The organism is Aeromonas sp. 61P (assembly GCF_051919545.1).
GTDB classification, from domain to species: domain Bacteria; phylum Pseudomonadota; class Gammaproteobacteria; order Enterobacterales; family Aeromonadaceae; genus Aeromonas; species Aeromonas veronii.
In genome coordinates, this window is sequence record NZ_JBQBEL010000001.1 from 2,307,726 (window position 1) to 2,321,563 (window position 13,838).

Annotated in this window: 13 protein-coding genes; 9 read left to right on the forward strand and 4 right to left on the reverse strand. The window is 60.1% G+C overall.

Features of this window, described 5'->3' with window-relative positions:
- Positions 1–59: 59 nt before the first annotated feature.
- The 3 genes from ACTG2O_RS11150 (at position 60) to ACTG2O_RS11160 (ending at position 2,735) form a co-directional block, all read left to right on the forward strand.
- Complete coding sequence (locus ACTG2O_RS11150; protein WP_236285374.1) at positions 60–836, forward strand: alpha/beta fold hydrolase; 777 nt, start codon at positions 60–62, stop codon at positions 834–836.
- A 104-nt stretch (positions 837–940) separates the two neighbouring features.
- Positions 941–1,984, forward strand: coding sequence for a plasmid segregation protein ParM domain-containing protein (gene parM / locus ACTG2O_RS11155; protein WP_103252105.1), 1,044 nt, complete (start codon positions 941–943; stop codon positions 1,982–1,984).
- On the forward strand, positions 1,977–2,735 hold the full coding sequence (locus tag ACTG2O_RS11160) for a hypothetical protein (RefSeq protein WP_234898251.1): 759 nt from the start codon (positions 1,977–1,979) through the stop codon (positions 2,733–2,735). Before parM ends, ACTG2O_RS11160 begins: the two co-directional genes overlap by 8 nt.
- Positions 2,736–2,807: 72 nt before the next feature.
- Here the strand turns inward: ACTG2O_RS11160 and moeB are convergent, their stop codons facing one another.
- Positions 2,808–3,563, reverse strand: a complete 756-nt coding sequence (moeB, locus tag ACTG2O_RS11165) for a molybdopterin-synthase adenylyltransferase MoeB (RefSeq protein ID WP_236285376.1) — start codon at positions 3,561–3,563, stop codon at positions 2,808–2,810.
- Positions 3,560–4,786 (reverse strand): molybdopterin molybdotransferase MoeA, encoded by a 1,227-nt coding sequence (gene moeA, locus ACTG2O_RS11170; RefSeq protein WP_322112413.1) that lies wholly within the window; start codon positions 4,784–4,786, stop codon positions 3,560–3,562. Before moeA ends, moeB begins: the two co-directional genes overlap by 4 nt.
- Positions 4,787–5,095: 309 nt before the next feature.
- Between moeA and folE the strand changes: the two genes are divergently transcribed.
- The gene (folE, locus tag ACTG2O_RS11175) at positions 5,096–5,752 is read left to right on the forward strand and encodes a GTP cyclohydrolase I FolE (RefSeq protein WP_005334419.1); all 657 of its coding nucleotides are present in this window, start codon (positions 5,096–5,098) and stop codon (positions 5,750–5,752) included.
- 411 nt (positions 5,753–6,163) lie between these two features.
- Positions 6,164–7,819 (forward strand): methyl-accepting chemotaxis protein, encoded by a 1,656-nt coding sequence (locus ACTG2O_RS11180; protein ID WP_439975747.1) that lies wholly within the window; start codon positions 6,164–6,166, stop codon positions 7,817–7,819.
- 124 nt (positions 7,820–7,943) lie between these two features.
- On the opposite strand, the gene ACTG2O_RS11185 is transcribed toward ACTG2O_RS11180, so the two are convergent.
- Positions 7,944–9,674, reverse strand: a complete 1,731-nt coding sequence (locus ACTG2O_RS11185) for a formate--tetrahydrofolate ligase (RefSeq protein ID WP_439975749.1) — start codon at positions 9,672–9,674, stop codon at positions 7,944–7,946.
- A gap of 67 nt (positions 9,675–9,741) precedes the next feature.
- Between ACTG2O_RS11185 and ACTG2O_RS11190 the strand changes: the two genes are divergently transcribed.
- Positions 9,742–10,170 (forward strand): hypothetical protein, encoded by a 429-nt coding sequence (locus tag ACTG2O_RS11190; protein ID WP_201937114.1) that lies wholly within the window; start codon positions 9,742–9,744, stop codon positions 10,168–10,170.
- 42 nt (positions 10,171–10,212) lie between these two features.
- On the opposite strand, the gene ACTG2O_RS11195 is transcribed toward ACTG2O_RS11190, so the two are convergent.
- Positions 10,213–11,115: a LysR family transcriptional regulator gene (locus ACTG2O_RS11195; RefSeq protein WP_439975751.1), complete on the reverse strand. Its 903-nt coding sequence runs from the start codon at positions 11,113–11,115 to the stop codon at positions 10,213–10,215.
- Positions 11,116–11,224: 109 nt separating this feature from the next.
- Between ACTG2O_RS11195 and ACTG2O_RS11200 the strand changes: the two genes are divergently transcribed.
- The 3 genes from ACTG2O_RS11200 to ACTG2O_RS11210 all read left to right on the forward strand — a co-directional run bounded on the left by ACTG2O_RS11200 (position 11,225) and on the right by ACTG2O_RS11210 (position 13,825).
- Positions 11,225–11,785 carry a YceI family protein gene (locus ACTG2O_RS11200; RefSeq protein ID WP_005334411.1) on the forward strand — a complete coding sequence of 187 codons (561 nt, stop codon included), beginning with the start codon at positions 11,225–11,227 and terminating at the stop codon, positions 11,783–11,785.
- Positions 11,785–12,522 carry a hypothetical protein gene (locus ACTG2O_RS11205; RefSeq protein WP_019445940.1) on the forward strand — a complete coding sequence of 246 codons (738 nt, stop codon included), beginning with the start codon at positions 11,785–11,787 and terminating at the stop codon, positions 12,520–12,522. The genes ACTG2O_RS11200 and ACTG2O_RS11205 overlap by 1 nt, the downstream gene beginning before the upstream one ends.
- 178 nt (positions 12,523–12,700) lie before the next feature.
- On the forward strand, positions 12,701–13,825 hold the full coding sequence (locus tag ACTG2O_RS11210; protein WP_019445941.1) for an adenosylhomocysteinase: 1,125 nt from the start codon (positions 12,701–12,703) through the stop codon (positions 13,823–13,825).
- Positions 13,826–13,838: the final 13 nt, after the last annotated feature.

Consider the following 13,838-nt stretch of genomic DNA (forward strand, 5'->3'; position numbering starts at 1 on the left):
CCACGGGCAACATAACAACAAGAGATGGTTCAGGTGATGAGTCGAGAGGCAATACACTGATGCGCCGCAATCAGGTGATGAAATTCAACGGTCTTGCCCTGCGCAGTGCGGGGGAGGGCCCTTTGCTGTTGCTGCTGCATGGGCTGGGCTCCTCGAGCCTCGACTGGCAGGCGCAGATCGAACGGTTTTCCGAACACTACCGGGTGGTGGCGCTGGACTTGCGCGGCCACGGCCAGAGCATGCAGGAGGGGCCGTTCGATGTGGCGACCCTGGCAGCCGATGTGGTGAACTGGCTCGATGCACAGCCAGAACCCGCCTGGGTCGTGGGATTGTCGCTTGGGGCCATGGTCGCGCTGGAGCTGGCGCTGCAACTGCCCCACAAGGTGCTGGGGCTGGTGCTGGTCAACGGTTTTAGCGAGTTTCTGCTGGAAACACCCAAAGAGCAGGAGCGTTACGCCCAGCGCCTCAAGTGGCTGCGCTGGTTCGGCATGCGCCCCCTCGCCTGGTGGCTGGGACGCGAGCTCTTCCCGGGCCCGGATCTGGCGCAGGTGCGCCACACCTTCCGGCTGCGTTTCGTGCGCAATAAAAAGAAAACCTACAAGGCGCTGCTGGAGGCGCTACCCGGCTGGTCGGTACGCGCCCGGCTTGGCTCCATCTGGCAGCCGGTGGCCATCATCTCCACCAGTCACGACTACCTGCCGCTGGCCAAACGGGTAGAGCAGTTTGCCGCCTTGCCCAACGCCACCATCCACACCCCCAACGGCCACCACGCCTGGCCTGCGGAAGATCCTTCCGGATTTAATCATTTGCTTCACCGGATTTTAGAAACCCATTAAACTTGTCGCCCTTTACCCCGTGTATCTATTGGTTCGATCGCCTTGCCAAAGGCATAAGGCAAGGCAATCGGACCCATTTCTGATCTATTAACAGGTGTTTCCTCATGTCTGAAGTAATGAAAATGGCCATCGATGATGGCTCGACCAACGTCAAGGTGAGCTGGATTGAGAACAAGGTGCTCAAGACCATCATCTCTCCCAACTCCTTTCGCAAGGACTGGAAGAGCGCCGCATTGCGTAAAGACAAGAAGATCTACAACTACGAGATAGGCAACACCAAGTACACCTACGACGCGACCTCCGACAAGTCTTTGGCCACCACTCATGTGGAGTACCAGTATGACGATCTCAACTTGCTCTCCGTGCATCATGCCCTGTTGCAGACTGGTGTGACGCCGTGCGATGTCGCCATTACCGTGACCCTGCCCATCACCGAGTTTTACAACCCGGACGATTGCCAGCGCAACGAAGAGAAGATCGAGAAGAAACGGCGCAACCTGATGCGTCCGATCACCCTTAACAAGGGCGAGCTGTTCAATATCGTCAGTGTCGAAGTGATGCCGGAGAGTCTGCCTGCTGCGCTCTCCCGTCTGATTGGTTCAGGCTGCAACGAGTTCACCAAGACTCTGGTGATCGACTGTGGCGGCACCACTCTGGATATGGGGATCATCGTCGGTGAGTTTGATGATGTCTCCGATGTCTACGGTAACAACGAGATCGGTGTCTCCATGGTGACCGACGCTACCCGCAAGGCGCTGGCCGCAGCAGACAGCGATTCGAGCTATCTGGTGGCCAACGAGTTTATCAAGCGTCGTCACGACATGAGCTTTGTACGCGATGTGGTCAACGATGAGAGCCAGATCCCCAAGATCCTCGAGAAGATGCAGAACAAGATCGACGAGCTGGGCACTCAGGTTGCACATGAAGCGAAGAAGTTTGCCAAGAACCCGAACCGGGTCTATCTGGTCGGTGGCGGTGCGTCCCTGATTTATGACGCGATCAAGGCAGCCTATCCGACCCTGGGTGACCGTGTCGAGCTGCTGGACGATGCTCAGTCCGCGCTGGCTCGTGAAATCTGCCTCTACACCACGGAAGAGGATGAAGTCTATCGCGAAGCGCCTGTGATGGCCGAGGTTGACGATGAGTAGTCAACTCAAGCGCATGACCTTCTCCATTTACATGGATCCGGGTGCGCTGGAGTCTGATCGCTATGCGGTCGGGGTATTGCAGAACTGGTATCAACGGGCGCGAAAGATCCAGGAGGGCACCGAGGAGTTTGACTTCTCCAAGAGCCGTTTCCACAAGGATATCTACCTCTCCGGCATGTTCATGTACGTGCTGGCGCCCAACCTCTGCAAGGCGATTGCCAATGCGCTGGGGCCGGAGCAGGTGAGCATGACGACCCTGCGTCATGCCTTTGCCAGCTGTGGTTTCAATTTGGGTGAGGCCGCTGGCGAGGCGCAGCCTGCCGCAGATGTGATGATCGACGAGATAGTGGCCAGACTGGCCCCACAGCTGGGACAGAGTGATACCACTTCACTGGTAGACGAGATTGTCAGCCGGCTTGGCGAGCAGCAACCCAGCGAGATGTGGGATGAACTCAGACAGGGGCTGCCTGCTGCACTGGATCATGACCAGCTGGCCGAAGCCATCGCTGGCAAGCTGCCATCAGCAGGGGCCGAGCAGGATCTGGCTCCCCTTGCCAGCAGTATCCAGCTGCTCTCTCGCCAACTGGAAGAGCAATCCCGGCTGATCCGCGAGCAGCACAGATTGATCCAGCGACTGGCCAGTGCCCCCGCTCGACAGAGTGTTGTCGGCACAGAGGCAGAACCTTTGATCGAGGATCTCTCCAGTCAGGTGGCCAGTATGAAAAAGGTCAAAGCCAAGGGGATCTTCTGATCCCCGATACCGTTGCTAAATCGGAATACAAAAGCCGAACCACAGGGTTCGGCTTTTTTGATCCCGTTTGCGTCAAGGATGGGAGCAGACGGGGCAGTCGGGGCGCTTGGGCAGCTTCATCTCGCGAAAGGAGCCGCTCAGGCCGTCGATCATCAGCAGGCGGCCGTTGTAGTTCTTGCCCATGCCGGCCAGTAGCTTGATGGCTTCGAGTGCTTGCAGGCTACCCACCAATCCCACCACGGGGGCGAGCACACCCGCCTCGACGCAGGTGAGGGCCTGCTCGCCAAACAGGGCGCTGAGGCAGGCGTAGCAGGGCTCATCTTCCTGCCAGGTGAAGCTGCATAGCTGTCCCTCCAGCCGGATTGCGGCGCCACTGACCAGCGGCACCTTGTGCTGGCGTGCCTTTTGATTCAGCAGGTTGCGAATGGCCAGGTTGTCGGTGCAATCGAGCACCAGCTGATGCCGTGGCAGCAGGGTATCGAGCAGCGCCTCATCGGCCACGGCAGCGTGGGTCTCCACGTTGAGCCAGGGATTGAGGGCACGCAGCGACTGCGCTGCTGAGTCCACCTTGTAGTGACCGATGCGCTCATCGTTGTGTAGCACCTGACGCTGCAGGTTGGAGAGCTCCACCTTGTCGAAATCGACCAGAGTGAGCTGGCCAACCCCGGCCACCGCCAGATACTGACTGGCGGCGCAACCAAGGCCACCGGCACCGATCACCAGCACACGGGCCTGCTTGAGCGCCTCCTGTCCCTCGAAGTCGAAGGATTTGAGGATGATCTGGCGGTTGTAGCGAAGCAGTTCGGCGTCGCTCAGGATCTCGCTCACAGCAGCAATCCCCCGAATGGTTCGACGGTGACGGTTTCACCCACAGCGACGCGGCCCCGCTCGCGCTCAAGAACGATGTAGCAGTTGGCTCGCGACAGGGAGCTGAACACGGCGGAGTCCTGCGAGCCGGTGCTGCGCACCTCGAGGCCGTTTGGTCCCTGACTCAGAATACCGCGCTGGAAGTCGAGTCGGCCCGGGCTCTTTTTGAGTGGTTCGGCCGCAATGGCTTGCAGCTGAAGCGGGCGCTCGAAGCGTTGGCCCGCCAGCTTGGCCAGCGCCGGTTGCACCAGCTGATCGAAGGTGACCATGGCGGAGACCGGGTTGCCCGGCAGGCCGAAGAACCAGGCGCGGGGCAGGCGGCCGAAGGCAAACGGCTTGCCCGGCTTGATGGCCAGCTTCCAGAAGCCAATTTCGCCGAGCTCGTCCAGCAGTTGTTTGGTGAAGTCCGCTGCCCCCACCGAGACGCCGCCGGTGGTGATGAGCACATCGGCCTCTTCATCAGCGCGGATAAAGGCAGCGCGTAGCTGGGCCGGATCGTCGGGGATGATGCCAAGGTCGAGGCAGTCGCAGCCCATGCGCGCCAGCATGGCCCGCACGCCGTAGCGGTTGGAGTCATAGATATCGCCGTGGGCAAGCGGGGTACCGACCGGTTTGAGCTCGTCGCCGGTGCTGAAGATGGCCACTTTCAGCGGGCGGCGCACCGCGACGGTAGCCACGCCGAGGGAGGCCAGCAGTGGCATCTCTCTTGGGGTGAGGCGAGTGCCGGCTGGCAGAACGCAGGCGCCTTTGCCGATATCGCTGCCGGTGCGGCGGATATTCTGGCCCGGTTCGGGTTGCGCCAGAAAAGTGATCCGATCGCCATCGGCCAGCGTTTCTTCCTGCATCACCACCGCATCTGTCCCTTCGGGAACCGGGGCGCCGGTCATGATCCGCACGCAGTGGCCAGCGGGCCACTCGTCCTGATAGGGCTGACCGGCAAACGCCTTGCCCACCATGATGAGCGGGGTGCCGCTGGCGAGATCCGAAAGGCGCACGGCGTAACCGTCCATAGCGGAGTTGTCGAAGGGGGGCACGGCGAGGGGAGAGGCGATGTCGCTGGCAAGAACCCGGCCAAGGGCCTCTGGCAGGGGCAGCGGCTCGCTGTCGCAGCAGCAGGCGAGTTGTTCCAGCATCCCTTGCAGGGCATCGCTTAAGGGGAGTAGTCCGCTGGTATCAAATCCCATCGTCATGACCTCTTTCTATGATTGAAGGCGGGATTATCACAAAAATCCCCGGGGATGGGCAGGTTATCTCAAGGGAATCTCGGGGTAATCGGCGCAAAAACGGGGGGAGATGGTCATAAAGTATGAGGTGACGCACAAGTTGACTTGAATCTTGGCGGTAATGGCCGTTTACTATGCCGCCATAACAGATGGCCGTCACATCCTGTGTGGCTACCATTACAGCGATACCGTCGGCCCTGTACGCCGCCATAACATAAGGGGTTGCTCCTTGAGCGGCCCTCACAGTCCCTGAGCGTGGGAGAGAAGATAATGACAACCTTAAGTCCGGAAGCCTTGTTGGTCAGGGCTGCCCTCGAAGCCCAGGGACTGGAAACTCCCCTGGTCACCAACGAGCTGAACAGCCAGCAAAAGCGGGAGAAGATCGAAGGCCATATGCGCTCCATCATGGAGACGCTGGGGCTGGATCTGACCGATGACAGTCTGGCCGAGACGCCGCACCGCATCGCCAAGATGTACGTCAACGAGATCTTCTCCGGCCTCGACTATTCCACCTTCCCCAAGGTGACGGTGATCGAGAACAAGATGCAGGTGGACGAGATGATCATGGTGCGGGACATCAGCCTCACCAGCACCTGCGAACACCACTTCGTCACCATCGACGGCATGGCCCATGTGGCCTATATCCCTCGCGGCAAGGTGATTGGTCTGTCGAAGATCAACCGTATCGTGCAGTTCTTTGCCCGTCGTCCCCAGGTGCAGGAGCGGCTGACCCAGCAGATCCTGCTGGCGTTGCAGACCTTGCTCGGTACCAAGGACGTGGCCATCAGCATCAAGGCGACTCACTACTGCGTCAAGGCGCGCGGAGTGATGGATTCGACTTCTTACACCACCACCACCTCCCTCGGCGGGGTGTTCAAGACCCAGCCCGATACCCGGGCCGAGTTTCTCGGTGGCCTGCGCGGATAAGATGGCGGTTGTTTTGTAACCGCCATGCTGAATAAACGAGACGCCAGCAGCCATTGCTGGCGTTTTTCATTGTTCTTGGATGAGAGTAGCGGCCTGCAACGGCTTGACCCGCGCGGCTTGCCTTATGCAAACGTTATGTATTTTTCCGATTTATTCATCTGAGCGGTATATTTAATCGAGTACGATAAATCCCTCGTTTTCACCTTACAAAAAGTAACCGGACAGACTCTTTCCGAACCATCACAATCCGGTTACTCTAGCGCCCCCTCACGGCTCTCGCTGCCGCTCATGGAATTCAGAGATATTCATCAAGGTTGGATGGTGCGCCACTGAACAGGTGGCCAGATAGTTCATGCCAGGAGGGCGTGAACCGGACGAGTGCTACGAATTTAACGACCACCAGGATATCCCATGAATACCAGTTCCATGACCATAGGCAAAAAACTCACCGCCGGCTTTGCCGTGCTCGGTTTGATGGTCGCCTTTATCGGCGGTTTTTCCCTTGTCCAGTTTGGCAACATGAATGATGTTGCCATCCGGTTTACCGACAGCATCTTGCCAGCGGTCAATCGCACCAGCGCGATCGGGGATTCTCTCGGTGAGTTGCGTCGTTATGAGCTGGGTTATTTCGTGGTGGCCGCCGAGCCGCTGAAAAGGGCTGAATATCGGAATATTGCCAGTCAACAGCTTAACTCGATCGCGCAGCAGCTGATTGCCCATGACAAGACGATCTGGCCTGAGGATGTGGCGGAGCGCCGTACCTTCGATACGGTGAAATCTGACTGGGATCGTTACGTCGCCCTGCACCAGCGAGTCCAGCAGCTGCAAGACAGCGATCAGCTTGCCGAAGCCCAACGCATCTTCCTTGAGGAGGGGGTTCCCCTTTACACCGCGCTGAGCAAGTCAGTGGCCTCCCTTATCCAGATTAACCATGGTTATGCGTCTGAATCCCGCAGCGACATTGTCGACTCTTATCAATCCGCCAATCTGAGTGTCACCATCGCGCTGGTGATCGGTCTGATACTGGTGGTGGTGCTTTCAGTAGTATTGACCCGCCAAATTCGCGACCCGCTGATCATGCTGGCCCGTCAGGCCCAGCGCATTGCCAATGGCGATTTGGGGCAGGGCGAACTGCAGCAGTGGATCCGTGACAGCCGCTTCAACCGCGATGAACTGGGTCAGCTGGGCTCCGCCATCAACCGGATGCAGGGCTCCCTCTCCGATCTGGTGAGCGAGATCGCCGGCTCCGTGAGCCAACTCAGCAGCGCAGTGGAGGAGGTGAGCGCCATCTCCAGCCAGTCCGCCAGCGGCATGGCCATCCAGCAGAACGAAGTCTCCCAGGTGGCGACCGCCATGAACGAGATGCAGTCCACCGTCAACGAAGTGGCCCGCAACACCACGGATGCCATGAGCGCCGCCAAGGATGCCTCGCGCACCTCTGCTGCTGGCAGCGAAGTGGTACGCAGCTCCATTGCCAGCATCGAAGAGGTGTCGGTCAAGATTGAACAAGCGGGCACAGTGGTGCAGCAGCTGGAGGCCGACAGCGCCAACATCAGCGTGGTGCTGGATGTGATCCGCGATATCGCCGGTCAGACCAACCTGCTGGCCCTTAACGCAGCCATTGAAGCGGCCCGTGCCGGTGAGCAGGGCCGTGGTTTTGCGGTCGTTGCGGATGAAGTGCGCTCCCTGGCCCAGCGTACCCAGGACTCCACCGCCGAGATCAGCAAGATGATCGAGCTCTTGCAGAGCCGCGCCGCCGAGGCGGGCAACGCCATGCAGCTGAGCCGTCACCAGATGCAGGAGAGTGTCGGTCTGGCGCGGGATGCCGGTACCAGTATCGACACCATCAACGGTGCCGTGGTGCGCATCACCGACATGAACACTCTGATCGCCACTGCCACCGAAGAGCAGAATGCGGTGACCGAAGAGCTCAACCGCAGCATTGTCAACATTCACAATGCCGCTGACGAGAATGCCCAGGGCGCTCATCAGATCGCCCAGGCTTGCGTCGAGCTGAGCAAGCTGGCCAACACCCTGCACCATATGACCCAGCGCTTCACCCTCTAAGGGTTGATGCATGGATAACAGAAGGCCCCGCCAATTGGCGGGGCCTTGTTGTTTCTGGCTGGTTTGTTGAGCGTAGGGTCGATTAGCGAAGCGTAATCGGCCGACGCCAGCCCCTCACTGACCTTTAGCTAAGTCCAATGATCTCGCCATCTTCATCAATATCGATATGGCGATAGGCAGGCAGACTACCCAGCCCCGGCATGGTCATGATGGGGCCCGCCAGCGCATAGACGAACCCGGCACCGGCGCAGAGCTTCACCTCGTCGATGGGCACCTCGAAATCGGTCGGCACCCCCTTGAGAGCGGGGTCATGGCTGATGGAGAGCGGCGTCTTGGCTACGCAGATGGGTAAGTGATCCCACCCTTCTGCGGAGAGCTGTGCCAGCTGCTGGCGCGCTTTGTAGGAGAGCTGCACTCCGCGGCCACCGTAGCCGCACTCCACCAGGGTCGCCAGTTTGGCGTCGAGGCTCGCCTCGTCGGGGTAGAGCAGTTTCACCTTACCTGGTTGCTCGCAGGCGGCGACCACGGCGCTGGCCAGCTCGCTGGCACCGGCACCACCCTGAGTGAAGGCGTTGGAGATGGCTGCGCCACAGGCACCGGCTTGCTGTGCTTCATGGGCCAGCAGCGCCAGTTCGGCCTCGCTGTCGGTGGGGAAGCGGTTGATGGCGACCACTACCGGCACCCCGTAGCGGCGGGCGTTCTGGATATGCCAGGCGAGGTTGGCGCAGCCCTGCTTGAGGGTCGGCAGATCTTCCCCTTGCAGGCTGGCTGGCAGCGGCTGGCCCGGGCGGATATCGAGCAGGCCGCTGTTGGCCTTGAGGCCGCGCACCGTGGCCACCAGCACCACGCAGGCGGGGGTAATGCCGGATTGGCGGCTCTTGATGTTGAAGAACTTCTCAAGCCCCATGTCGGAGCCAAAACCTGCTTCGGTTACTACATAGTCGGTCAGGCCAAGAGCGATGCGATCGGCGATCACCGAGGAGTTGCCGTGGGCAATATTGGCAAAGGGGCCGGCGTGCACCAGCACCGGCGTCTGCTCGGTGGTCTGCATCAGGGTTGGCTGTAGCGCGTCTTTCAGCAGCACCGTCATGGCGCCTGCTACTTCCAACTGTTCGGCGGTAATGGGCTTGCCGTGGATATCGCGGGCCAGCTGGATGCGGCCGGTGCGCTGGCGCAGGTCTTTCAGATCGCTCGCCAGAGCCAGAATGGCCATCAGCTCGGAGGCGGCGGTGATGACAAAGCGATCGCTGCGCTCCACACCATCGGCTGCGCCCCCCTGTCCAATCGTGAGGTGGCGCAAGGCGCGGTCATTCATGTCGAGGGTGCGCGGCCAGAGGATGTTATCGGCATCGATATCGAGGCGCGGCAGGCCTGTTTTGGCGGTGAACTCTGCACCCAGTTTCTGTTCGTGGAACAGGCGGGCATCGAGGGCTGCAGCCGCCAGATTGTGAGCCGCCGTCAGAGCGTGAAAATCGCCGGTAAGGTGGAGGTTCATCTCCTCCATCGGCACCACCTGGGCGTGGCCGCCACCTGCGGCCCCCCCCTTGACCCCGAATACCGGCCCGAGGCTCGGTTGGCGGATGGTGGCGATGCTGGGCTGGCCGATATGGTTGAGCCCCATGGAGAGGCCAAGGGTAGTCACCGTCTTCCCTTCACCGAGCGGGGTGGGGGTGATGGCGCTCACCAGTACCAGCTTGCCGCGCTGTTTGGGCTGAGACTTGAGCAGGTCGAGGCTGAGCTTGCCTTTGTAGTGGCCATGAGGGCTGAGCTGGTGCTGGGGGATGGCGAGGCGTTCGGCCAGCGCGTGGATTGAGAGACGGGGGGACTGGCGGGAGATCTCGATATCGCTTAGCATCAGCACCTCGTTGGCATATCGGGGTAAAATATGCGGCGCAGTCTAGTGGAATATAACGGGTAATCCAATGACGAAAACGATTTTATTTGGTGAGGGTGAGGTTCGTCAGAATCCTGTTCGGCTGGATCTCAACGCACTCTATCATCCTCCCAAGCAGCCGATGACGGCGCTGGGGATTGTCAGCGCGCTGGTGCCGTTGTTCGGTTTCGGATGGCAGGCGATGACCCTGGACCCCGAAACCCAGCTGCGCCACGAGATCCGCAAACGGGTCAACAAGCACAAGACCGACGAGGCAAACCTCATTTTGATCCTGCAGCTGGCCGCCATGTTTGACTGCCCCGAGATTGAAGTGGCGCTCCCCTATGCCCTGAGTGAACAGCAGTTGTCGGTTGTCCGCACCCGACTGCCACACTGGCAGTTAAGCCTCGAGCAGGAGCGTCTGCTAGCCAAGCTCACCCCTGTTGCCGCATCCACCACCGCACCCGACCAGCGTTAGGTTTCAAGCCGGACCAGCAGGCCGAACCCTCAGCTCTGGCAATCAGGTCGGCGCATCCCACTGTTGCGGGGCGAGATAGCGCTCCTGCACGAACTCGATAAAGCAGCGCACCTTGGCCGAGACGAAGCGGCGGTGTGGATAGACCGCATAAAGTCCCACCTCTCCCTTGTCCCACTCTGGCAGCAGGCTGACCAGCTGCCCTGACCGCAGGGCCTCCCCCACGATAAAGGTGGGCTGCAATATGATGCCCTGATCATCACAAGCGGCGCGGGTCAGCGCCACCCCGTTGTTGGCCCGCAGCGGCCCCTGTGGCCGGATGCTCTGCTGCTCGCTTCCCTGTTTGAAGTGCCACTCCGGCTGGGTCAGGGTGTAGATCAGACAGTCGTGCTGCTTGAGATCCTCGGGTTTTCCCGGTCTGCCCTTGCGTGCCAGATAGGCGGGGCTGGCGCAAAGCTCGACCCGAATGGTGGCAAGCTGGCGCGCCACCAGCGAGGAGTCGCTGAGGTGGCCGATCCGCAGCGCCAGATCGAACCCCTCTTCCACCAGCGCTACCCGCCGGTCACTGTACTCGATATCGAGCTTGAGATCGGGAAAGCGCTGGCGAAACAGCGGTAGGGCGGGGGAGAGGTGCAGATAGCCAAAATCCATCGGCACCGAGAGCTTGAGAGTGCCGTTCGGCTGCTGGTTGTGGTGGGTCAGCTGGCTGTGGGTCTCTTCCAGCTCCGCCAGCAGGGCGAGGGAGCGCTGGTAGTAGAACTGCCCCGCTTCGGTGGGATTGACCTGGCGTGTAGTGCGCGACAGCAGCCGGGTGGTGAGGGACTCCTCCAACTGCTGCATTAGCTTGGAGGCCATGGCGACCGAGATGCCGAGCTGGTTGGCGGCCTTGGTAAAGCTCTGGCACTCCACCACCTTGATAAAGGTACGCATGGCGGCGATCTGGTCCATTTTCCATCCTCAGTAAATAATGAATTTAATAAATCACTGATTATTCATCTTCAGAACGAGGTTAGCATTTTAACCACTGATGTGAACCCCAAGATGAAGGAACGAACGGATGAAAATGACCAAGGCTCTGCTGGCCTCCTGCCTGTTTATGGCTACCCCTCTGATGGCGGCGGATTATGATGTGGATGCGGCGCACACCACGGTGCAGTTCAAGGTGGGTCACCTGGGCTTCTCCGAGCTGGTGGGTCGCTTCAACACCTTCAGCGGCACCTTCAGCATGGATGACGCCAACCCGGCGGCCGCCAAGGCGAGCTTTGAAGTGGATGCCGCCAGCGTCGACTCCAATCACGAGGCCCGCGACAAGCATCTGCGCAGTCCTGACTTCCTCGACGTGAAGCAGTATCCCAAGATGACCTTCGTCAGCTCCGCTTACGAGGGCACCAAGGATAAAGGCGTGCTGAAAGGGACCCTGACCCTGCACGGTGTCTCCAAGGAAGTGGCCTTCGATCTGGTCAAAATTGGCGAGGGCAAGGATCCCTGGGGCGGTTACCGCAGTGGCTTCAACGCCTCCACCACCATCAAGCGCAGTGATTTTGGCGTGAGTTACATGCTGCCCGGCATTCCGGACGAGATGAACATCAACCTGTTTGTCGAAGGCGTACGCAAGTAATGGGCGCGGAACTTCTGCTGCAAACCCTGGCGGCTCCTCTGGGAGCCGCTTTGCTATCGTGGCGCTGGCCGCGACTGGGTTATCTGTGGGGCGCGCTGGCGCTCTGGCTGGTGGGCTCCTTGCTCGGCGGTCTCTATGGTATTCCGGCCAAGGCGTGGCAGTGGCTGCCGCTGACCCTGCTGGTCCCCGTCATCGCGGCTCAGGTGAACGATCAACGCGGCTCGTTGCTGCTCTTTGCCGTGATCAGTGCGCTGGTGTGGTGGCAGGGATTGGCCTCGGTACTGGTGAGCGAACCCGGGATCTGGCTGGCGCTACTGCCCGCCATCCTCTGGTTTGGCTGGAGCACCTTGCGCTGTGATAGCCGCGAGGGGCTCGGGTTTGCCCTCGGCTTTATCTGGCTGGCGCTGGTGATCGGCATCGATGGTAGTCTGCTGATTGCCCAGCTGGCCGGTGCGCTGGCCGCTTTCGCCGGTTTTCGCGCCCTGCTCGCCACCTTTGTTGGCATCAAGGTAGCCCCAGCCGGTCTGGCGCTGGTCCTCGCCTTCGTCCAGATGCTGGCCTGGCAATATGTGGAGGTGCCGCTGGTGGTGTTGCTGCCGGTCTGGTTGCTGCCGCTGCTGGAGTGGGTGTTGCGTGACAAACCGTGGCCAGTGCGTTGGGGTGGGCTGATATTGCTTGCTGCCGCGGGAACCGGGCTCAGCCTGTGGTGGGTGTGGCCTGCTGCTTCTTTGTACTGATTTTTGCATGAAAAACAGGCAATTACAGTCATTTTTGCCCGCTCATACTCTTGGCAGATAATGATTGAGCCACCTATGTGTTTCAGATAAAAAGGTTTTTCATTTTATTTGGACACACACAGAACCCGGCCGCGCCGGGTTCTGTTTGCCTGCTTTGCGGCACATAAGGAGGCCACAGTTGCGCAGTCAAGGATCTGAGCATCTGTTTTTTCGCCATTTCACCGGACAGGGACGTATCGATGGTCTCTGCATTCTGCTGGTCACTCACCTGCTTCCTGATCGCCCCCGTTTTGTCGAAGCGCTTTCCCGGATTGGGCGGATTGGCGCCATTTTGCCCAAACCGAAATCGGTACACGGTCCGACCCTGGAGTGGGTATCCCAGCACTATCCTGTGCTGCCCCTCAACCGGCGCTGGACCAATGAACCCGACAGCCTCATCCAGCAGATTGCACCGCTGGTGGCCCCCCACGAGCGGTTGCTGATCCTCGATATTGGTGGTTACTTTGCCAAAACCCAGGTGACCTTGAGTGAATACTTCGGCCCCCGTTTCCTCGGGGTGGTGGAGATGACCGAGAACGGCCATCAGCGCTATGAGCAGGAGGTGCTGGCGACCCCGGTGGTGTCGGTGGCACGCAGTCCCCTCAAGCAGGCCGAGGATATCCAGATTGGTTTGAGCGTGGTCTACTCCGCGGAGTCGCTGGCTCGTAATCTCAACCGTACTTTCAACGTCTGCGAAGCCGTGCTGTTTGGCTATGGCAAGGTGGGGCGCAGCATCGCCCGCGACCTGCGTTGTCGCAACCTCCATCTCGGGCTGGTGGAAACAGATGTGCTGCGACAGGTCGAAGCGCTCTCTCACGGTTTTCGCTTGATCACCAAGGCTGAAGCCTTGAGCCGCGCCGAGCTGGTGATCTGCTCTACCGGCAACGGCTCGCTGGATTTGGCGGATCTGCAGGCGCTGCGCCCCGGCACCATGGTGGCCTCGGTCACCTCGGCTGACGACGAGTTCGCCTTCTCGCTGGCCCAGTTGCCGTGGCCGAGCGAAGAGGTGTGCCCCCATGTGCTGGCCCTCAACCGGCCGGATGGTACCCAGATCTACCTGCTCAACCGGGGCGAGGCGGTCAACTTCGTTCATGGCGCCGTGATTGGCGAATATGTCTATCTGGTGCTGGCGGAGATTATGGAAGGGATCCGGATGCTGGCGGCAGGCCCTCTTGCTCCCGGCCTGTTCGAGCTGCCAGAATCGGCGATGCGTACCATTGCCCGCCATTGGCTGGCCGATTTTCATGGGGTTGATCAGCACTGATTTGACCAAACCG